General features: G+C 64.5%; 18 protein-coding genes. 7 read left to right on the top strand and 11 right to left on the bottom strand.

What is annotated here, in order from left to right; translation table 11 throughout:
- Positions 1-205: 205 nt before the first annotated feature.
- The 5 genes from EGK63_RS13205 to EGK63_RS13225 all read left to right on the top strand — a co-directional run bounded on the left by EGK63_RS13205 (position 206) and on the right by EGK63_RS13225 (position 7962).
- Complete coding sequence (locus EGK63_RS13205) at positions 206-1390, top strand: MFS transporter (protein ID WP_207896386.1); 1185 nt, start codon at positions 206-208, stop codon at positions 1388-1390.
- Positions 1387-1800 carry a DoxX family protein gene (locus EGK63_RS13210; RefSeq protein ID WP_125901872.1) on the top strand — a complete coding sequence of 138 codons (414 nt, stop codon included), beginning with the start codon at positions 1387-1389 and terminating at the stop codon, positions 1798-1800. The genes EGK63_RS13205 and EGK63_RS13210 overlap by 4 nt, the downstream gene beginning before the upstream one ends.
- A gap of 238 nt (positions 1801-2038) precedes the next feature.
- Positions 2039-3220 (top strand): efflux RND transporter periplasmic adaptor subunit, encoded by a 1182-nt coding sequence (locus EGK63_RS13215; protein ID WP_125901873.1) that lies wholly within the window; start codon positions 2039-2041, stop codon positions 3218-3220.
- Complete coding sequence (locus tag EGK63_RS13220) at positions 3217-6390, top strand: efflux RND transporter permease subunit (RefSeq protein ID WP_125901874.1); 3174 nt, start codon at positions 3217-3219, stop codon at positions 6388-6390. Before EGK63_RS13215 ends, EGK63_RS13220 begins: the two co-directional genes overlap by 4 nt.
- 81 nt (positions 6391-6471) lie before the next feature.
- Positions 6472-7962: an efflux transporter outer membrane subunit gene (locus tag EGK63_RS13225; protein WP_125901875.1), complete on the top strand. Its 1491-nt coding sequence runs from the start codon at positions 6472-6474 to the stop codon at positions 7960-7962.
- Between the two features lie 63 nt (positions 7963-8025).
- Here EGK63_RS13225 and EGK63_RS13230 read toward each other — a convergent pair whose 3' ends face one another.
- The 3 genes from EGK63_RS13230 to EGK63_RS13240 form a co-directional block, all read right to left on the bottom strand.
- Positions 8026-8325, bottom strand: a complete 300-nt coding sequence (locus EGK63_RS13230; RefSeq protein WP_125901876.1) for a DUF305 domain-containing protein — start codon at positions 8323-8325, stop codon at positions 8026-8028.
- Positions 8326-8392: 67 nt separating this feature from the next.
- Positions 8393-8836: a Cu(I)-responsive transcriptional regulator gene (gene cueR, locus EGK63_RS13235; protein ID WP_125901877.1), complete on the bottom strand. Its 444-nt coding sequence runs from the start codon at positions 8834-8836 to the stop codon at positions 8393-8395.
- A 55-nt stretch (positions 8837-8891) separates the two neighbouring features.
- Positions 8892-11381 (bottom strand): heavy metal translocating P-type ATPase, encoded by a 2490-nt coding sequence (locus tag EGK63_RS13240; protein WP_125901878.1) that lies wholly within the window; start codon positions 11379-11381, stop codon positions 8892-8894.
- A gap of 159 nt (positions 11382-11540) precedes the next feature.
- On the opposite strand from EGK63_RS13240, the gene EGK63_RS13245 reads away from it, so the two are divergent.
- Entirely contained in the window at positions 11541-11735 is a 195-nt protein-coding gene (locus tag EGK63_RS13245; RefSeq protein ID WP_125901879.1) for a heavy-metal-associated domain-containing protein, read from the top strand.
- 94 nt (positions 11736-11829) lie between these two features.
- Here the strand turns inward: EGK63_RS13245 and EGK63_RS13250 are convergent, their stop codons facing one another.
- Positions 11830-12837, bottom strand: coding sequence for a 2Fe-2S iron-sulfur cluster-binding protein (locus tag EGK63_RS13250; protein ID WP_207896387.1), 1008 nt, complete (start codon positions 12835-12837; stop codon positions 11830-11832).
- A 5-nt stretch (positions 12838-12842) separates the two neighbouring features.
- The gene (locus tag EGK63_RS13255) at positions 12843-13115 is read right to left on the bottom strand and encodes a glutaredoxin family protein (RefSeq protein ID WP_125901881.1); all 273 of its coding nucleotides are present in this window, start codon (positions 13113-13115) and stop codon (positions 12843-12845) included.
- A gap of 168 nt (positions 13116-13283) precedes the next feature.
- Here EGK63_RS13255 and EGK63_RS13260 point away from each other — a divergent pair, with 168 nt between their 5' ends.
- Positions 13284-14066 (top strand): MerR family transcriptional regulator, encoded by a 783-nt coding sequence (locus tag EGK63_RS13260; RefSeq protein ID WP_125901882.1) that lies wholly within the window; start codon positions 13284-13286, stop codon positions 14064-14066.
- 108 nt (positions 14067-14174) lie between these two features.
- On the opposite strand, the gene EGK63_RS13265 is transcribed toward EGK63_RS13260, so the two are convergent.
- The 6 genes from EGK63_RS13265 to EGK63_RS16545 form a co-directional block, all read right to left on the bottom strand.
- Positions 14175-16556 carry an ABC transporter permease gene (locus EGK63_RS13265; protein ID WP_125901883.1) on the bottom strand — a complete coding sequence of 794 codons (2382 nt, stop codon included), beginning with the start codon at positions 16554-16556 and terminating at the stop codon, positions 14175-14177.
- Positions 16557-16558: 2 nt separating this feature from the next.
- Positions 16559-17245, bottom strand: a complete 687-nt coding sequence (locus EGK63_RS13270) for an ABC transporter ATP-binding protein (RefSeq protein ID WP_207896388.1) — start codon at positions 17243-17245, stop codon at positions 16559-16561.
- Complete coding sequence (locus EGK63_RS13275; RefSeq protein ID WP_125901884.1) at positions 17242-18558, bottom strand: efflux RND transporter periplasmic adaptor subunit; 1317 nt, start codon at positions 18556-18558, stop codon at positions 17242-17244. Before EGK63_RS13275 ends, EGK63_RS13270 begins: the two co-directional genes overlap by 4 nt.
- Positions 18537-19520, bottom strand: a complete 984-nt coding sequence (locus EGK63_RS13280) for a hypothetical protein (RefSeq protein ID WP_125901885.1) — start codon at positions 19518-19520, stop codon at positions 18537-18539. Before EGK63_RS13280 ends, EGK63_RS13275 begins: the two co-directional genes overlap by 22 nt.
- Before the next feature lie 2 nt (positions 19521-19522).
- Complete coding sequence (locus EGK63_RS13285) at positions 19523-19906, bottom strand: hypothetical protein (RefSeq protein ID WP_125901886.1); 384 nt, start codon at positions 19904-19906, stop codon at positions 19523-19525.
- Between the two features lie 67 nt (positions 19907-19973).
- Positions 19974-20114: a hypothetical protein gene (locus EGK63_RS16545; protein ID WP_165906614.1), complete on the bottom strand. Its 141-nt coding sequence runs from the start codon at positions 20112-20114 to the stop codon at positions 19974-19976.
- Positions 20115-20142 lie beyond the last annotated feature (28 nt).

A 20142-nucleotide genomic window follows, 5' to 3' on the forward strand; every position in this document is an offset into this window, starting at 1 on the left:
ATGCTCCAGAAAACGGGGGCGGATCAACTAACCCAAGGACTCTGGTCGCCGCTGGATGAAAACTCAGGGGCACGTCAATGGCGTCCGCTACTCTCTTTCAAACCACGATCGCGCAGGCATGGTCGCCCGACACCGCTGAGGCCGGGCTGTGAAGGCGAACGGGGGCGAGCGGATGGCTAGCGGGGGGCGTCGCCAGACGTTGCTGTTGGCTGCGGCACAGGCGCTCTATCTATCGTCAGTCTCTGTTGTCTTCACCTTCTCCGGTCTGGCGGGAGCCGAACTGGCGCCGACGCCGGGGCTCGCCACCTTGCCGTTGGCCTTGATCACGGTTGTCACGGCCGCCGCCGCCATTCCGACATCGCTTCTGATGGCCAGGGTCGGGCGCCGGCTTGGCTTTCAGGCCGGGGCGCTGATCGGAGCGACAGGATCAGGCGTGGCGGCCTGGGGCATGGTCGCGGGCGATTTCGCTCTGTTCTGTCTCGGCAATGCGCTGATGGGCGTTTTTCAAGCCTCGGCCATGTACTATCGTTTCGCCGCCGCCGATATGGCGGGGGCGGCTTTTCGTGCGAAGGCGGTGGCATGGGTGCTGGCAGGCGGCGTTGCGGCCGCGCTGGTCGGACCCGAGATCGCTGCACGCACGCGTCACCTCGTGTCGGGGGCGGAGTATGCGGGGGCCTATGCCGCGTCAGCCTTGATCGCGTTGATTTCAATCGCATTGCTGGGGTTTTTGCGAGCTCCGCCGTCCGCAACGGAGAACGAGAAAAAGGCGCCAGCTCGAACCTTGGCGGCGATCATGCGTCAGCCGGTGTTCCTGGTCGCGCTTCTGAACGCAGCAGCGGCCTATGTCGTGATGAGCTTTGTCATGACCGCCTCCCCGCTTGCGGTGGTGGCGGCGGGACATGGGGTGGACGCGGCGGCCGAGGTCACACGCTGGCATCTCATCGGCATGTTCGCGCCGTCCTTCATCACGGGAGGGCTGGCGACGCGTTACGGCGTAAGATGGATTTTGATGGGGGGACTCGGACTGTCGGCGATCAGTCTTGGCATCGCCCTGAGCGGACCAGGACTGCTGCTGTTCAAGGCCGCCCTGCTGCTTCTGGGAGCGGGGTGGAATTTCCTCTACATCGGCGGCACCACCCTGTTGACGGAAGCCTATGCGCCGGCCGAGCGCGCCAAGACTCAGGCGGCTAATGAATTCATGGTCTTCGGCGCGACGGCGCTGGCGACCCTGGCCGCAGGGGCGGTGCAGGTCGGGCACGGTTGGGCGGTGGTCAATGTCGCCGCCGCGCCGATCTTGGCGGTTGCGGGGCTGGGGACGGCCTGGTTCGCATGGCGCCGACGAAAGACAGGCGCGGCCCTTGACGGCGTTCGGGCGCCGACACGGTCATGAAGGGCCTGCACGCAAGCTATCGACATATGGCGCTTTGGACGCTCCAGGGCTGGCTGGCGATGTTCTTCATCGCGGCTGGCTACGCCAAGCTCAGCCAGCCTATGGATATGCTGATCATTCTCTTGTCCTGGCCGGTCCACTTCGCGCCCCAGGCGGTGCGCCTGCTCGGCGTGGTGGAGGTGGTCTTGGCGGCGGCGGTCCTGTCGCCCCTGATCTCCTGGGCGTTCGGGCGTCCGTTGCTGGTTCTGGCGACGATGGCGATGCTGACGCTCGAGGCGATGATGTTCATCATTCACGCCATGAGTTTCGAGTGGAGCCATGCGCTGATTAATCTGGCGCTGGGGGTCATGACCGCCATCGTCTTTGCTCAGCGCTCGCGTGAAACGTCCGCCGGAGGGAAGCCGATCTAAGCCCGGGCAGACCGGGTGAGCGGGGGACGTTTCTTCAAAGCCGACGAGGCGCGCGCCGGCGTGCCTCGTCGGTTTCGCCACGCGTCTGACACCGCCCGCAGACCTCTCTCGACGCCGCTTGAAACAGGCGTTCGAACGGCTTGACCTTACAAGGCTTGTAGCAAGCACCACCCGTTGATCGGCAGGCGACCGCCTCCGGCATGGGGCCGGTTCGCGGCCCTCCTCGGGATAGGAATTAATGCGAATATCCAAGAAGGCGGCGGTGGTCGTCACAGGCGGCCTGTTGGCGGGCGGCGGCCTGATCTACGCGGTGCAGCAGGCTCCGGCGGAAAGCGCAGTCGCCGCTTCTGTTGCGCCGGCGGCGCCTGTGGCCCAAGCCGTGGGCCGAGAGATCGCGCCGACGGCGGAGTTCACCGGCTATCTGGCGGCCCCGGAAACGGTCGAACTGCGTCCCAAGGCGGGCGGCACCATCCAAAGCGTGAGCGTCCCCGAAGGGGGGCTCGTGCGGCAGGGGCAGTTGTTGTTCCAACTCGACCCACGACCGCTTCAGGTTCTGCTGGACGCAGCAGAGGCTCAGGCGCGTCAGGCTGAGGTCCAACTGACGCAGGCGGAGGCGGATCTGGCGCGCGCCGAGCGTCTGGCGCCCAACGGGGCCATTTCCGCGCGTGCGCTGGAGACCGCTCAGTCCGCTCACCGTGAGCGACAGGCGCAGGTTCAAGCCGCCCATGCGGCGTCTGCGGCGGCGCGATTGAACCTGTCCTATGCGCGCGTGACGGCGCCCATCAGCGGGCGTGTGGATCGCATCGCCGTCACCAGGGGCAATGTGATCGCTGCGGGCGTGACGGTGTTGACGACGATCGTCTCCATCGATCCGCTGCAGGTCTATTTCGACATCGATGAGGCGGCCTATCTGGACTTCATCGCCAGGGCCCGCCCGGACGGAAATGGCCGTCCGACGAACAGACTGCCCGTACGCATCGGTCTGATGAATGAAGAAGGCCATCCCCACGAAGGCGAGCTGGATTTCATCGGAGCTCAGGTGAATCGCGGCACCGGCACGGTGCGCGCTCGCGCGGTGATCGCCAACCCAGGCGGCCTGTTGGCGCCGGGTCTGTTCGCGCGCGTTCGGCTGGACACCGCCGCTCCGCGTCAGGCTGTTCTCATTGACGATCAGGCGGTCGGCACGGACCAGGGGCAGACCTATGTCCTGACGCTGGGGGCGGGCAACAAGGTCGAGTATCGTCCGGTCAAGCTCGGCGGAATGGCTGATGGCCTCCGTGTGGTCGAAAGCGGCCTGAAGGCGGGTGAGGTCATCATCCTGAAAGGCCTTGTGCGGCCGGGCATGCAGGTCACGCCCCAGCGCACGACGATGCAGCCCCAACCTCAGCAGGCGCCCGCGGCCGCGGAGGCCGGGCGATGACCTTCCCCCGCTTCTTCATTGATCGCCCGATCTTTGCGGTCGTGTTGTCGGTCCTGATGCTGATAGCGGGAGGACTGGCGTTCCTGCGCCTGCCCCTAAGCGAGTATCCGGCCGTGACGCCGCCCATGATCCAGGTGACGGCCGCCTATCCAGGGGCCAGCCCCGATGTCGTCGCCGAGACGGTGGCGGCGCCTTTGGAGCAGGCCATCAACGGCGTCGAGAACATGCTCTACATGAGCTCGCAAGCGTCGAGCGACGGCCGGATGTCGATCAGCATCTCCTTTAAGCAGGGGACGGATCCGGACCTGGCGCAGATTCAGGTGCAGAACCGCGTGGCGCGAGCGTTGCCCAGACTGCCGCCCGAAGTGCAGCAGATGGGCGTGATCACCGACAAGACGTCGCCTGACGTGCTGATGGTGGTCCATATGCGCGCGACTGATGCGCGCTATTCCCCGCTTCATGTGTCGAACTATGCGGCGCTCAATGTTCGCGATGAACTGGCGCGGCTGCCGGGCGTGGCCAATGTTCTTATCAGCGGGGAAGGCGAATACGCCATGCGAGTGTGGCTGGAGCCGGCCAAACTCGCCGCATTGGACCTTACCGCCAGCGATGTCGTCGCCGCGATCCGCGAGCAGAACGTCCAGGTCGCTTCCGGCTCGGTGGGGCAACAGCCGGACGCTCGGTCGGCCTATCAGATTTCAGTCAATGCGCTGGGGCGACTGACGACGGTCGAACAGTTCGGCGACATCGTCGTCAAGGCCGGCCTCGAGGGGCAGGTCGTCAAGTTGAAGGATGTGGCGCGCATCGAACTGGGGGCTGACGCCTACACCATGCGCAGCTTCCTGAACGGGCGCCCGGCGGTGGCCATGCAGATTCTGCAGAGCCCCGGCGCCAACGCCCTCGACGGCTCCAAGGCCGTCCGTGCGACCATGGAGCGGCTCAAGGCCGACTTCCCTGAAGGCCTGACGTATGAGATCGCCTACGATCCTACGATCTTCGTACGCGCTTCATTGAAGTCCGTGGCCGTGACCCTGCTTGAGGCCACTCTACTGGTCGTCCTGGTGGTGGTGCTTTTCTTGCAGAGCTGGCGCGCGTCCATCATTCCTCTGGTGGCTGTTCCGATCTCCTTGGTGGGAACGCTGGCCGTCATGCATCTCTTCGGCTTCTCGCTGAACACCCTCTCTCTGTTCGGCCTCGTGCTGTCGATCGGCATTGTCGTCGACGACGCCATCGTGGTGGTGGAGAACGTCGAGCGTCACCTTGGTCTGGGCAAGTCGCCCAAGGCGGCTGCGCGCGCGGCGATGGACGAGGTGACGGGGCCGATCCTGGCTATCACCGCCGTGTTGTCGGCGGTTTTCGTGCCCTCGGCCTTCTTGTCAGGCCTTCAGGGCGAGTTCTATCGCCAGTTCGCTCTGACGATTGCCATTTCCACGATCCTTTCGGCGATTAACTCTCTGACGCTGTCGCCGGCGCTGGCGGCTGTTTTGCTGCGTCCTCATCATGGCGAGACGCGGCGCGACTGGCTGACGCGGTTGCTCGACCGCGTCTTTGGTCGTTTCTTCTTGCATTTCAATCGGTTTTTCGACCGCTCATCGGAGCGTTATGTCGGCTCCGTGCGTCGGGCGATCCGCTTCAGCAGCGTGGTGGGGCTGCTCTACCTGGGCTTCCTCGGCCTGACCTGGCTGGGCTTCCATCAGACCCCTGCGGGTTTCATGCCGATGCAGGACAAATACTACCTGGTAGGCGTCGCCCAATTGCCGACCGGCGCCTCGCTCGATCGCACGGAGAGCGTGGTCAAGCGGATGTCGGATATCGCCATGGCGGAGCCCGGCGTCGAAAGCGTGGTGGCCTTCCCCGGCCTGTCGCCCAACGGCGGGGTCAATCTGCCCAATGCCGCATTGATGTTCATCATGCTGGATGACTTCGGCGAGCGGACGTCGGCCGACCTCTCGGCGAACGCCATCGCTGATCGGCTGATGGGGCGGTTCAGCCAGATTCCAGACGGTTTCGTCGGCGTGTTTCCGCCGCCGCCGGTGCCGGGTCTGGGCGCCTTTGGCGGCTTCAAGCTGCAGATCGAGGATCGCGCGGGCTTGGGTTATGAGGCCCTCGCCCAGGTACAGGCGCAGGTTATGGCCAAGGCGATGCAGGCGCCGGAGTTGGTCGGCATGCTGGCCAGTTTCCAGAATAACGCTCCGCAAGTTCAGGTTGACGTCGATCGCGTAAAGGCGAAGGCCCACGGTGTGGCGCTGTCCGCTGTCTTTGAAACGATGCAGATCAATCTGGGCTCGATCTATGTGAATGATTTCAATCGATTTGGGCGGACCTATCGGGTCATGGTCCAGGCGGACGCGCCGTTCCGCCAACAGGTCGAAGACATCGGTCAGTTGAAAGTGCGCAACGCCGCCGGAGAGATGATTCCGCTTTCCGCCCTGGTCAATGTGACCCGCACTTCAGGCCCTGATCGGGTGATGCACTACAACGGCTATCCCTCGGCGGACATCAGCGGCGGTCCGGCGCCGGGATACTCGTCCGGCCAGGCTACTGCGGCTATCGAACGGATTCTGGAGGAGACCCTGCCGCCGGGCATGATCTATGAGTGGACGGACCTGACGTTCCAGGAGAAGCAGGGCGGGAATACAGCGCTGCTCGTCTTCCCCTTGGCGGTCCTGCTGGCCTTCCTCATTCTGGCCGCTCAATACAATAGCTGGTCCTTGCCTTTTGCGGTCTTGCTGATCGCGCCGCTGGCCCTGCTCTCCGCGATCGTAGGGGTCTGGGTTTCCGGCGGCGACAACAACATCTTCACTCAGATCGGCTTTGTCGTCCTGGTCGGTCTGGCGGCCAAGAATGCGATCCTGATCGTGGAGTTCGCACGGGCCAGGGAAGAAGACGGCGTCGATCCGCTCAACGCCGTGCTGGAAGCGGCGCGCCTTCGTCTACGGCCCATCCTGATGACGTCGCTCGCCTTCATCGCGGGGGTCGTTCCCCTGGTGTTGGCGTCCGGCGCCGGGGCCGAGATGCGCCAGGCCATGGGTGTCGCTGTCTTCGCAGGCATGATCGGGGTGACCTTGTTCGGCCTGATCCTGACGCCTGTTTTCTACGTCGCCGTTCGCCGTTTCGCCCTGAGAGGCAAGCCAAGGCCGAAGGCGACGATGCCGACGATCTCGGACTGAGATTCGTCCCTTCCTACGCCCCATCCGTCGTCGAGTTCACGGCGGATGGGGCGATCCCAGCCTTATTTTCAGAGGATCGCCATGTTTGCTGTTCTTCCGTCCGCTCCGCTGCGAAGCCGAGCCCGCTTTCGTACCCCGAGGTTGTTTCATGGCGCCGCCCTGGCGGGTATCGCCCTCCTCGGGGGATGCGCCTTTTCGCCCGCCTATCAGCGCCCCGCCCCGCCTGTTGAAAGCGCCTTTCCAACCGAAGGCGTCTACGCCCAGGCCCAGCCGGCGTCTTCTGGCGCAACCGTGGCGGGCATCGGTTGGCGAGAGTTCTTTCGGGATCCGATCCTGCATGACCTGATCGAGGATGCGCTCCAGAACAATCGAGACATACGTATCGCCGCGCTGAACGTAGAGGCGGCGCGCGCGATTTATCGCATTCAACGCGCCGAGTCGGCGCCGCAACTGGACGGCGTCGCGTCGTCCGCCTCTCAACGCACGCCGGGGCCTTTGACTGCGTCCGGAACGTCAGAAATCGCGCGCGCTCACCAGATGTCGGCGACGGTTGCCGCTTGGGAGCTTGATCTATGGGGCCGGATCCGCAGCCTGAATGATCAGGCCCTCGCGTCTTATCTGGCTCAGAAAGAAACGCGCAACTCGGCTGAGCTTGCCCTCATCGCCGAGACGGCCAACGCCTATCTGACCTTCCGCGCCGATCAGGCCTTGTTGAGATTGGCGGAGGAAACAGTCGAGACCCGGCGGCAGTCCCACGCCCTCATGAGCGAGCGCGTCGCCGTCGGCGAGGCCAGCCTGATCGAGGTGCGCCAGGCCGAGGCCGAGTTACGCGGGGCGGAAGCGGAGCGTGAGGCTTATGCGCGGCAGGTCGCGCGCGATCGGAACGCCCTTGCGCTGTTGGCCGGCGGTCCGCTTACGCCGGAGCAGAATGCGGCGCTCGATCTGGACGCGGGGTTCTCGGATGACTGGGCCATCGCCGACTTGCCGCCGGGGTTGCCGTCGGAGTTGCTGCTGCGGCGTCCGGACGTGCGCGCGGCTGAGCAGGCGCTGATGGCGGCGAACGCCCACATCGGAGCGGCGAGAGCGGCCTTCTTCCCCACGGTCAGCCTGACAGGATCTATAGGCACGGCCAGCAATGATCTGGATGATCTCTTTTCGTCTGGCGCGCGGGCTTGGAGCTTCACGCCTCAGATCACGGCGCCTATTTTCCGCGGCGGGGCTCTCCGAGCCAATCTCGAACGCGCGCGTCTGATGGAGCAGATAGAGGTCGCCCGCTATGAGCGGACGATCCAGGCGGCGTTCCGCGATGTCGCGGACGGTCTCGCGGGACAGGCGACCCTGAACGACCAGATCCGCGCGGAGGGGCTGCGCGTCGCGGCCAGCGAAACGGCCTATCGCATGGCCGAGCAGCGCTATCGTGAGGGCGAGGACAGCTATCTCTTCGTTCTTGAAGCCCAAAGAACGCTCTATGGCGCGCAGCAGGCCCTGATCCGTGCGCGCCTGACGCGGCAGAGCAATCTGACGAACCTGTACAAGGCGCTGGGCGGCGGCTGGGTCGAACACGCGGCATGAATGAAGGAGGCGCGCCGTGGTGCGGCGCGCCTCCCGGCCGACTGGATGGCGAAGGCTGCGGAGCTAGGCTCCGCGCTTGGCCAGCCAGACCTTCATCATCGCGATCTCAGACTCCTGGGCGGAGATTACAGCGCGGGCCAGCGCGTTCACCTCGGGATCGGAGCCATGCTCGAGAACCACCTTGGCCATGTCGATGGCGCCCTGGTGGTGGGGGATCATGCCGCGCATGAAGTCCGTGTCTGCGTCGCCGGTGAACATGATCGTCATGTCGGCGTGCATTCGGCTGTTCGCCGCCAGATAGGCGGCGATCACCGGGTCGTTCTGGGCGGCGCTCTGTCCCGGCGCGTGGTCGGAATGGTCCATGACGTAATCTCCTGCTGAGGATCGAGCAGGTCAGGAAGCCGCTTCCAACGCTCGTCAGGTCAAGCGTCTAGGGACGCGCCACGGCGCCGCGGCGGGGCAGTATGGAACGATCCTCGCCCGCTTTGCCCTTCTCGAGGCTTTGCAGGATAGGGCAGTGCGGCCGGTGGTCGCCATGACAGGCATTGACCAGCATGGTGAGAGAATGGGCCATCTCCTTCAGGTCTTTGATTTTCTTCTGAAGACCGTTGATGTGACCTTGAGCCATCTGTTTGACCTCGGCGCTCTGCCGGCTCTCATTGCGCCAGAGACTCAGCAGGTCGCCGATCTCGGCGACCGAGAAGCCCAGGTCGCGGGCGCGTCGGATGAAGCGCAGCATATGGACGTCATCGTCCGAATAGTCGCGATAGCCAGACGGTCTTCGATCGACGGCGGGGATGAGGCCGATTTGCTCATAGTAGCGGATCATCTTGGCCGACACGCCGGATTCTCTCGAAGTCTTGCCAATGTTCATCGATTTCCTCCCAGGAAGGTAGGCGGCCGACGTGGCGTCGGCCGCCGTGGTGTTGTCAGTGAGGGGCCTTGAACGCGCGCAGCCGCAGCGCATTGCCCAGGACGAAGACGCTTGAAAGGGCCATGGCGCCTGCGGCGAACACGGGTGAGAGCAGCACGCCGTAGGCCGGGTAGAGCAGACCCGCCGCGACCGGGATCAAGGCGGTGTTGTAGGCGAAGGCCCAGAACAGGTTCTGCCGGATGTTGCCGATCGTCGCCTTGGACAGGGCGATGGCGTTCGGCACGCCTTGGAGACTGCCGGACATGAGGACCACGTCGGCCGCTTCGATGGCGATGTCGGTGCCGGTGCCGATGGCGAGGCCCACATCGGCCTCGGCCAGGGCCGGGGCGTCGTTGATGCCGTCGCCGACGAATGCGACCTTGCCGTGTTTGGATCGCAAGCGGCGGACCGCATCGACCTTGCCGTCCGGCAGAACCTCGGCCACCACCTCATCAATGCCCAGGCGGGCGGCGATGGCTTCGGCCGTGCGGGCGTTATCGCCCGTGATCATCGCCACCTTGAGGCCAAGCGCGTGCAGAGCCTTGATCGCGGCGGGCGTCGCCGACTTGATCGGATCCGCCACGGCGATGATGGCGGCCAGCCGTCCGTCGATCGCGGCGTAGAGGGGCGATTTGCCTTCATCTCCCAACCGTTCGGAGACGGCGGCAAAGGCCGTCACATCATGGCCCAGTTCGATCATGTAGCGGTCCGCGCCGATCTCCACGCGGACGCCTTCGGCCATGGCCTTAACGCCGAAACCTGTGACGGATTCGAAGTCCGTCACCACCGGCAGGGACAGGCCTTCAGCCTTGGCTGCTTCCACGATGGCGCTGGCGATCGGATGTTCCGAACGCGTTTCGACGGCGGCGACGAGGCGCAGCACCTGAGCCCGATCGAAGCCGGAGGCGAGTTCCAGATCGGTCAACGACGGCTTGCCTTCGGTCAGGGTGCCGGTCTTGTCCAGGGCCACGACCTTGGCGTCTTTCAGGAGTTGCAGCGCCTCGCCCTTACGGAACAGGACGCCCAGTTCTGCGCCCCGGCCGGTGCCCACCATGATGGAGGTCGGCGTCGCCAGACCCATGGCGCAGGGGCAGGCGATGATCAAAACGGCGACGGCGTTGACCAGGGCGAAGGTCAGGGCGGGCGAGGGGCCGAACGAGAGCCAGGCGGCGAAAGTCAGCGCCGCGACGACGAAGACCGCCGGCACGAACCACATGGTGACCCGGTCAACCAGGGCCTGGATCGGCAGCTTGGAGCCCTGCGCCTCCTCGACCATGCGGATGATCTGCGACAGCACAGTGTCGCCGCCAACCGCTGTGGCGCGATAGGCGATGGCGCCCTTTTGGTTGACGGTGCCGCCGACGACCTCGCTGCCCGGCGACTTGGAGACCGGGATCGGTTCGCCGGTGATCATCGATTCATCAATGTAGCTGGAGCCTTCGATCACCTCGCCGTCGACGGGCAGGCGCTCGCCGGGGCGAACCTCGATGACGTCGCCGGCGGCGACCGAGGCGATCGGCAGATCAACGGTCTCGCCGTCGCGACGGACGCGCGCGGTCTTGGCCTGAAGGCCGGCCAGGCGCTTGATCGCTTCCGACGTTCGGCCCTTGGCGCGCGCTTCAAGCAAGCGCCCCAACAGGATCAGGGTGACGATGACGGCGGCGGCCTCGAAATAGACGTTGACCGTTCCAGGGGGCAGGATGCGAGGCGCGAAGGTCGCGACCAGCGAATAGCCGTAGGCCGCCAGCGAGCCGACCGCCACCAGGGAGTTCATGTCCGGCGTCAAGCGCCAGAGCGCCGGAAGGCCCTTCTTGTAGAAACGTATGCCCGGAATGAAGAGGACAAGCGTCGTCAGGATGAACTGGATGTACCAGTTCATCTGCATCCCGATCGTGGATTCGATCAGCCCATGAACGCCGGGGATCAGGTGGGATCCCATCTCCAGCAGAAAGACCGGCAGGGTGAGCGCCGCAGCAATGGAGAAGTCCCGCGTCAGTTCACGGCGCTCGGCTTCCTTCTTTTCAGCCCGTTCATCATTTTCGTCTGCGCCGCCGGAGGACGTTTCGATCAGCTTCGCCTCATAACCGGCGTCCTTGACGGCGGCGATCAGGGCGGAAGATTCGGCGTTCCCCTGGATCGAGGCGCGCTCGGTCGCCAGGTTGACGGCGGCTTTCGTCACGCCAGGAACGGCCGCCAAGGCGCGCTCGATGCGTCCCACGCAGGAGGCGCAGGTCATGCCTTCGATCGACAGCTCCGTGACGCCGGAGCTGCTGGTGGGAACGGTGTAGCCTGCGCTTTCGACAGCGGCGACCAACCGGCTGCGGTCGACAGGCGAGTTCGTCGTGATGCTGGCGCGTTCTGTCGCCAGATTGACCGAGACGGTCGTCACGCCGGGGACGGCCTGCAAGGCGCGCTCGATGCGTCCGACGCAGGAGGCGCAGGTCATGCCCTCGATCGGCAGGGTCGTCGCTCCCACGAGGTCTATTGTTCGAACAGGGGCGTTCATGGCCGCTTCCTTTCTCGTTTCGAGTTCAAGTTGCGGTCAGGCTGAGGCTTCCAGCCATGGGAAGGTCAATGTTGTTTTTCTCCGCCGGGGTCTGTTGACCCTGCCAGGGTTGGAGACCCCACTTCGGAGGACATGAGACCCAAACCAAGGAGGAATCTCATGGAACTCAAAATCGAGAGCATGACTTGCGGCGGTTGCGCCAAGTCGGTGACGCGGGCCATTCATTCGGTCGATCCGCAGGCCGATGTCGCGGCGGATTCGGTGGCTCGCACCGTCAAGATCCAGACGACGGCGGCGGTTGACGCCATTCAGAACGTGCTTGAGGAAGCGGGCTATCCGGCGACCGTGATCTAGGTCGGCACAAGTCATTCCGCGTAAACTGACATCGCCGGGCTGCCGCTTTTGCAGCCCGGCTTTTCGCATCAACGCGCGGGGTTTCAGCCCAGGCTCATTCGGCCACGACCGATTGGCTGGGGGTGAAGAAGGCATCGGCGTGCATGTCGTCGCGGTGCAGGCCGGCGGCGAAGGCGGCCGCCATCGCGGCGTCGACCATGGACGGCGGACCCGCGACATAGGCCGTCCATCCCTTGAGGTCGGACAGGTCTTGCGCCACCGCCTGGGTCACCAGGCCAGAGCGATAGGCCGCCGCTGGACTGTCGGACAGCACGGGCGTGAAGGCGAGGCTCGGGCGGCTCCGTGCGAGAGTCTGGAAATGTTCGATCCGATAGAGGTCGCGCTCGGCGCGGGCGCCGAAGTAGACGTGAATCGGCTGCTTCATTCCCTGGGCGAGAGCCGTTTCCACGATCGACTGGATCGGCGCTAGGCCAGACCCGCCGGCGATGCACAGGATGGGCCCTGGATGGTGTTGGCGCAGGAAGGAGGAACCCAGCGGCAGGTCCAAACGGGCCTTGTCGCCGACCCTCAAGGCTTCGTGAACATGGCCTGAGGTCATGCCTCCCGGCACGCGCCGGATATGAAACTCCAAACTGTCCTGCCCTGGCGTATTGGCCATTGAGTAGCTGCGGCCGGGCGCGCCCTCGAAGCGGACGTGAGCGTATTGTCCGGCTTCGAAGAACAGCGGCCCTCTCGCGTCGAGCGAGATTCGAATCCGCTTGATGTCGTGGGTCAGGTCGTTCAGTTCGGTGACGGTTCCGCTTACGTCGTACGCAGGCTCTACGGCGGCGGCGTCGCCCAGCCAGGCCACGGCCGCTTCGGTGCGGGGCAGGGCCCGGCAGGCCAGGATCAACCCATCGGCTTTTTCGTCATCGGACAGGGCGAACCGGGTGTGAGGAAGCAATTCGACATCGCCTTCGATCAGCCGCGACTTGCAGGCTCCGCAGCGGCCCGACCGGCACCCGTGAGGGTAGGCGACGCCCGCAGCGATCGCAGCCTCCAGAAGGGTCTGACCTTCCGTAACCTCCACCGTCGTCCTGGCCTGGCGGATATGAACGCGCATGACGCTCATCCGTCTTGTCGGACTTGCGTGAGTCCGAGCGCCTGCATCAGGCCCGGCTTCTGGCTTTGGAACGTTCCGTAGAAGATCGCGTCGCCGACGATGGTGATCGGCGCCACCCGCACTCCTGTTCGCGCCTTGGCCTCATCGGCGATCCGCGGGTCGGTCAGATCACGCTCTTCGTATTCGACGCCCTGTTCTGCAAGCCACCGTTTGAGGGCGTGGCAGTCCGGGCAGGTGGGGGTGGTGTAAATCAAAACGGGGGTGCTGGCGGTCATCATCAAGCCTTCGAGGTGTCGGTAGGTCCAGCGTGCGACTTCCAGCGCTGACAAGGTCAAGCCGCGAAGATCGTGGGGGGCTTCCACCGATCGAGGCGCCGGAGGATTGCGTGAACTATCCTCTGCTTCAGGATTCGGATCGTGCGGACTGGCGTCTTTGGCTGAAAGCCCGTGTCGGTGCGCGCCCTGCACCACTATGACGCGATCGGTCTGCTGAAACCCGCCTTCATCGGGGCGAACGGCTATCGCTACTACAGCGAAGACGAGCTTCTGCGATTGCAGCAGATCCTCATTCATCGCGAGCTGGGAATCCCGTCGGCTGTGGTGGGGGCCATTCTGGATGCGTCTGGTTTTGATAGTCTGGAAGCTTTGCGGAAGCAGACAAACAGGCTGCAAGAACAGGCCGCGCGCTATGCCGAAATGGTGAGAACGATCGACCGCACGATCTCTCGACTCAAAGGAGAACGCGCCATGAAGGACGCGAATCTGTATGCGGGATTTGTTTCGCCCGAAAAGCAGGCTGAGTATGAGGCTTGGCTGACGGACAAGTACGGGCCCGAAACCGAGGCGCTGATCGCCCATAGCCGCAAGCGGGCCAAGGACATGACCCGCGACGAGCGCGAAGCCCATATGCGGGAACTGGCCGCAATCGAAGAAGGCTTGGCGGACGCCCTGCGACGCGGCGCGTCGCCCCAGGCTCCGTCGCTGGACCCCTGGATAGGGCGTCACCATGCTTGGGTCGCTTCAAGTTGGGGGCGAGCGCTTTCGCCCGGCATGTACGCCGCGCTGGCCGACAACTATGAGCACCCGGACTTCAAGCTGAGATACGAAGCCGTAGAGCCAGGCTTTGCGGATTATATATGCACTGCGATGCGAAGCTGGGCTGAACGCGAGCATGTCTTGGCGCGTCGCGGCTATCGGACGCGGCGACGACCTCATCCAGGTCATGGATGAACTGGCCGACGGCTATGGCGGGCTCGAGCCGTGACCTGCTTTCCTGATCGCTGGCGATATGGCGGTGTTCCGCTGTGGCGTCTCAGAAGTCGGAGCGTCAGGTGGGGGTTAGTCGTCGCGGAGGGCGTTCACCGGTCGAGCCACGGACAATCGCCAGATTTCGGTGACCGCTGCAAGGACTGAGACAAGGCTCAGGACGGCCGTCGCCGCCAGAATCGATGGCGGCGCGAAACTGACTTTGTCGGGATAGGCGGACAGCCACCATTGCGTGCCGATGACGCCTGCAGCCGCTCCAAGGATAAACCCTGCGCCGACGGGCATGAGGATGCGGCGCGCGAGTAACCGGCCAATGTCCGAGGTCTGAGCGCCGAATGCGCGCCGCACAGCCGCTTCCTTGCGCATCTGCCTCGCCCGATCGAGGGTCATGGCCAGCACGCCTACCGCCGCTGTCGCGGTGAGCACGGCGGCGAAGGCTAGGATCAGCCCCCGGAGTCGAATGAGATCGGCGAAGGCGATACTGACCTGATCGCGCAGGGAGATGCGGTCCACGGGGGCGCTTGGGAAGGCTGTGGAGATGATGGGGTCCAAGACTTGAACAGCCTCCGTCGGCGCGATCAGAAAACCTGCAGGCCCCCCGTCGTGCACAAAGGCGACCGCGGCGTTTCCGCCTCGAATGCGCCCCATGGGCAGGTCGGCCACAACCGCCGACACGCTCCAGGTGACGCCAGGGCGGTCGGTGGACAAAAGGGCGCCGATCGCATCTGAGGGCGCCTGGAAACCGAGGCGTCGCGCCGTGGTTTCGCTGATGGCCGCAGATTGGTTGCGTGCGTCCCGGCCGGCTTGGGCGTCTTCCAGGTTTTTCGGGGGAGCGCCGGCGATCAGCGAGGCTCCCAGCATTTCCAGAGAATTGGGAAGCCAACTGGCGGTGGCGATTTCGACCGACCGGCCATCCATAATGACGATCCGCTGCGATACTGCTCCTTCCGTCGGCAGAACGCCGGCGAAGGCTACGTGTGATGCGCCCAAGACGGCGCGGGACTGAGCGAGCAGAGAGTTTCGACGAGGGTCTTCGGCTGCAAGCGTTTCGGGAAGCCGATAGGCGCTGAGACCGTCGGGAGTGAAACCGAGTGTGGCGCTTGCAAGATGAGCCAGTTGCAAGCTGACGGCGACCGCGAAGATCAGCGTGGCCGCGCTACCGGCGATCTGGGTCGCGACGAGAGAGGAGCGGATCCATTTCATTCCGGGCAGACTGACGTCGCGTGCGCCCAGAACTTCGCGGGGCCGCATGCGTGTCGTGATCCAGGCGGCGTATCCGCCTGCGATCAGCCCGGATCCGCAGCCCGCCGCCAGCACCGCCGCCAGCGTTGTCAGGTCGGGCCAGCGCGGCAAAGGACGATTGATCAGGGTTCCGAAGGCGTCGGAAAGCAGAAAGGCGGCCGCCAGACCGATCAGGCCTGCGGCCAAACCCGAGATCACGGCCTGTCCGATGACGCCCCTGGCGATGTGGGACCGACCCGCTCCGAATGCGCGGCGTACGGCGATGGCCGGGGCGCCAACCAGGGTTTGCGACAGGTTGAGGCTGGCTGCATTGAGGCTGGCGACCAGTACGATCACCAGGGCGACGGCGACCAGCAGGAAGAGTGATCCTTGGTCCAGCCGCGAGCCGTCGGGATTGGCGCCCAGGGCGACCGCCTGTTCAAGATCCCGAAGGGGTACAAGGTGATGCGACACCTGCAGGCCGACGCCGCCGGCGCCAGGGTTGGCGGCGACGAAGCGGCCGATGGCGGCCGTGGCGTGGCGATTGGCGATGGCGGCGATCCGTGGAATCTGATCGGGGTCGCTCGCCCGGACGAAAGTCGTCGCCCCGCCGATCGAAAAGGTCAGGCCGGCAGTGACGGCGTCGGACAACCGCAGGGAGCTGGCCGCTCCCCTGCTCGAGATGAAAGCGCGATCACTCGAGAAGCTGGAGTTGCGGTCGAGATCGTCAATGACGGCGACGACCGAATAGCCCTGGCTGCCGATCATCACTGTCTGGCCTGGGTGATCGGCGCCAAACAGCTCTCTCGCGAGGCTGCGGGTTATGATCAGCCCATCCGGGCGGGCGAGGGCGCGCTGGAACGCGGAGGCGTCTTCGCCCAGATTAAAGACATCGACGATGCTCGGATCTGCTTCGGTGATGGCGACCCAGTAGGTCTTCCCGTCGATTTCGATCGGACGTGGGTCGTTGTCGCGAGCAACCCGAGCGACCGCCAGGCGCTGTTCGCTCGCGGTCAGGGCAGGGGCCAGGTCTGAAAGCCCGGAGGCCATGGCGACGGCGTCCTGACCGCTTCGACCGACACGGGTGTAAATCTGATACACTTCGTTCGCGGGGTCGAAACTTGCGTTGTATCGACGCTCGTGCTGGACGGCGGCGGCCACAAGGCTGAAGGCGGTGAAGGCTACGGCCAGGGCCGCGAGTGTAAGCAGGCGAAGCGGCGAGGGGCTTCTCATTTCTAGGGACGCCTATCCAGGCCGATGACCTGACCGTCTTTCATGCTGATGCGCCGCTGAGCCCGCTCGGCCAGCTCTGGGGCGTGAGTGACGATCACTACACCGGCCCCGGTGTCGGTGAGTTGCTCGAGCAACTCCATGATGGCGAGGCTGTTCTGACTGTCGAGATTGCCGGTCGGTTCATCTGCCACAATCAGTTTCGGTTTGGGCGCGAGGGCGCGGGCGATAGCGACGCGCTGCTGTTGGCCGCCCGATAGCTGAGAGGGGTGGTGAGACAAGCGACCGCCGAGGCCGACTTGCTCGAGCAGGTCTGTCGCGCGTGAGCGTCGGTCGCCCGCTGATCGGTCCACATAGTGGAGCGGCATTTCGACGTTCTGGAGAATGGTGAGGTCTTCGATTAGGTTGAAGGCTTGGAATATGAAGCCGATGTTGCCGCGTCGCAGTCGAGTCAACTGGGCTTCGTCATGATGGGTGAAGGTCGAGCCGAACGCTGTGACCGTGCCGCTGTCGGGGAAGTCCAGCAGTCCCAGCAGGTTCATGAGGGTCGATTTTCCACAGCCGGAAGGGCCAGACACGGAAACGAACTCGCCAGCCGAAATGCTGAAGTCGACATCGCGAAGCGCATGGGTGCGAATGTCGGTAGATGTATAGGTCTTCGAGACCTTTTCGAAACGGATCAATTCGCTCATGGCGTTTCTCCCGTCAGGTCAATGACCTTGGCGTCGCCGAAGTCGCGGTAGCTAGATATGATGACCCGCTCGCCGGTCTTCAGGCCGGAGATGACGGCCACGCGGTCGGGCGCGCGGATGCCTGTGCGAATGTTGCGACGTCGGGCGGTGCGCCCATCGGCGTCGATGACAAATATCCATGAACCCGACGTCTGCTCGAGGAAGGGCCCGGCCGGTATGCTGGGAAAGGCGCCGGACGCCGCGAGATCAATGCGTCCTTGCAGGGATTGGCCAGGGTTCAGCTGGACGTTCTCGCGTAGCGCCAGTTCGACACGAAAGCCGCCGTCTCGAATGTCCGGCGAGACATGGGCCACCTCAAGAGGCACGGCCCGACCGCTGATCTCGATCGATCCTGGTTGACCTTTGCGAACTCGTGAAACGTAGAAGGCGTCGAGCTGGGCTACGATGAGAACTCCTTTGCCCGGATCGACCTGGGCGAGCGGATCGCCCGCCGAGACGGCTTCGCCAGTCTGGAGGTCCAGGCCGAGCACGCGTCCGGCGACGGGCGCGCGCACAACGAAGCCGTCCAGTTGCCCAAGGGTCGCCGCCTGATTTTCCCGTAGCTGGGCGAGATAGGCGCTGGCGGCCGATTCCTGGCTGCGTCGCGAGGGGCCGTTGCGCTCCATTACCGCGCGCAGCTCCTCGGCTACCCGTGTGCGGAACTGCAATTGCTCTCGCTGGGGCGCGACGTAGGCCTCGTTGACCAGATCACGCTCCAGCAGGACTTCCTGACGTCTCAGCCGTTCCGCAGCCTCGTCACGCAGGTGGGCGGCTTCGAGATAGGCGCGCCGATCCTGGTTCCCGGCATCTGACAGGCCGGTCTGCGCCGTGGAGGTCGTGAACATCTCCGCCTGTATCCGCGCCAATCGGTCGCTGATGGCCAGCTCACGTTCCGGATTGGACAGGGTAACGATCGGGGCGCCCGCTTGGACCGTATCGCCGGATCGGAGGTGGATTGTGGCGATGCGACCGGTCTCTGGGGCTGTGAGTTGAACCAAATCCATGGGCACGACGCGGCCGACGAAAGCGGCCGCCTCGGTGATCTGGCGGGTTTCAACCTCGGCTGTGCGCACGCTGGCGGCGGATACGGAGAGATCGCCGGCGCGCTGGAGGGACAGATAGACAAGCGCCGCTAGCAGGACAGCGCTGGGAACGGCGAAGATGGATAAACGCCGCCAGCGTCGCCAACGCTTCTCACGCCCTGAGAGGGGCTCATCCATCCCGGAGATTGGCGAGGTGGGAAAGGGTAGACTCATAACGGGCTGCTTCGGCAATCATTCGGGGAGGGAGCGTCGTCGGCGTCGCTGGACCACGCCTCGAAGCGTCTGTCCCAGTCCTCCGAGGTCGCCATGCCGACATCGGCGCCCAGTCGAGCGATCCACCCGAGGGGAGCGCCGCTTTGTTGGATGTCTCTGGCGATCAAGCCCAGAGCGTCGGGTTTTTCCAGGCTGTCCAGGAAATCGATAACGGCGCTCGTCTGTGCGTAGAAATCGTCAGCCGACGTCGATGTGAGGCCAAGCTCAGCCAGAGTGAACTCCAACACGATCGGTTGATCAGGAGATGCGGCTCGGGCGCTCGCCACCTCGGCCTGCAGTCGCTGGCTGGCGAACACGGGGTGGGCTTGCGAAACGAAGGTGCTGAACGGGGTCAACCGCCCGTCGTCGACGAGCGCGGCGAAGCGTCGACGGCGATCTGCGCGAGATGAAGGGGATTCCAGAGCGACGCCGGCGGCTTCATCCAACCAATCGGGCGCGTCGCCGCCGTACTGAGGCTTGTTCACGTTTGGAAGCAGAGCGTGCAGTAGGAACAGATGGCCCAACTCATGTTGGATCGAAGATGCGGCTTCGGCTTTGGACTGCTCATGACTCCCGGCCTCGCGCGACGCCCCGGATCGATCGAAATTCCAGGGCAGCACCCAGCCGCGCCGATCTTCAGGGAGGGCTTCGAACAGCCCTACCGCGCCGGTGGTCATGACCGCGCCGGGCGGGGCCGCCGCATTGAAGCGCCGGCTGAAACAATGGCGCGCAGTGATCATGGCTTGCGCGATCTCATCAGCATCGATCGCAGTTGGGGTGACAAGATAATCTTCCCCCGTCGAGAACCAGACGGCGTCGTCGAGATCTATCGACACGGGAGAGGGAATGGGAGCGAGCCGGCTTGTCGGCTCGGCCGGCGTCGCGGGGGCGCTCACCAGTATTGCGGCCGCAAGAGACACCATGCCGAGGCTTCGGTTCATGCTTAGCGGACGCGCTGGACAGAAAAGCGATTGCTTGATCCGCCGATGCGCACGGTTCCGGTTAGACGTGCGCCGTTGATCGTGCCCCGAAATTCGTGAACCGGGTTTGATGGCAAGGTGAAGGTCACGATATCGCCGCGGCGCGTCACGCTCTGGATCGGATTTCGGTCCGAGGTGAGACCGATGATTTGAAAACGGCCTGCGCGTTCGTCAGGGTCGAACCATAGATTGATGGGATGCTCAGTGTCGCCCAGCCCCATGACGCCCGTCCAGCGGCCGGCAAGAGGCGCTTGCTCATGCTTGGCTGAGATGTCCCGCGATGCATCCTGGAAGTTGGGCGGTGTTGCGAGAGCAAGAGCGACGGAAGCGATGATCGAGGCGAACATGTCGCAAGGCTCCAGATTTACGGATTGGGGTGATGTGGCACGCCGACATCGTCGGCGCGCCGTCTCATCAATAGACGGTGGTGCCGTCCGGATAGACGATGATCCGCACGACTTCTCCGTTACGGATTTCCGCCATGGAAGGGGCGGCGAAACTGAAGCAAGCGCCGGCTAGGGCGGTGATGGCGGCGATGGTGCGAAGCGTTTTCATGGTGTTTTCCTCCCGGATGGCCGAACCA

It is taken from the genome of Brevundimonas sp. 357 (genome assembly GCF_003938605.1).
GTDB lineage: Bacteria > Pseudomonadota > Alphaproteobacteria > Caulobacterales > Caulobacteraceae > Brevundimonas.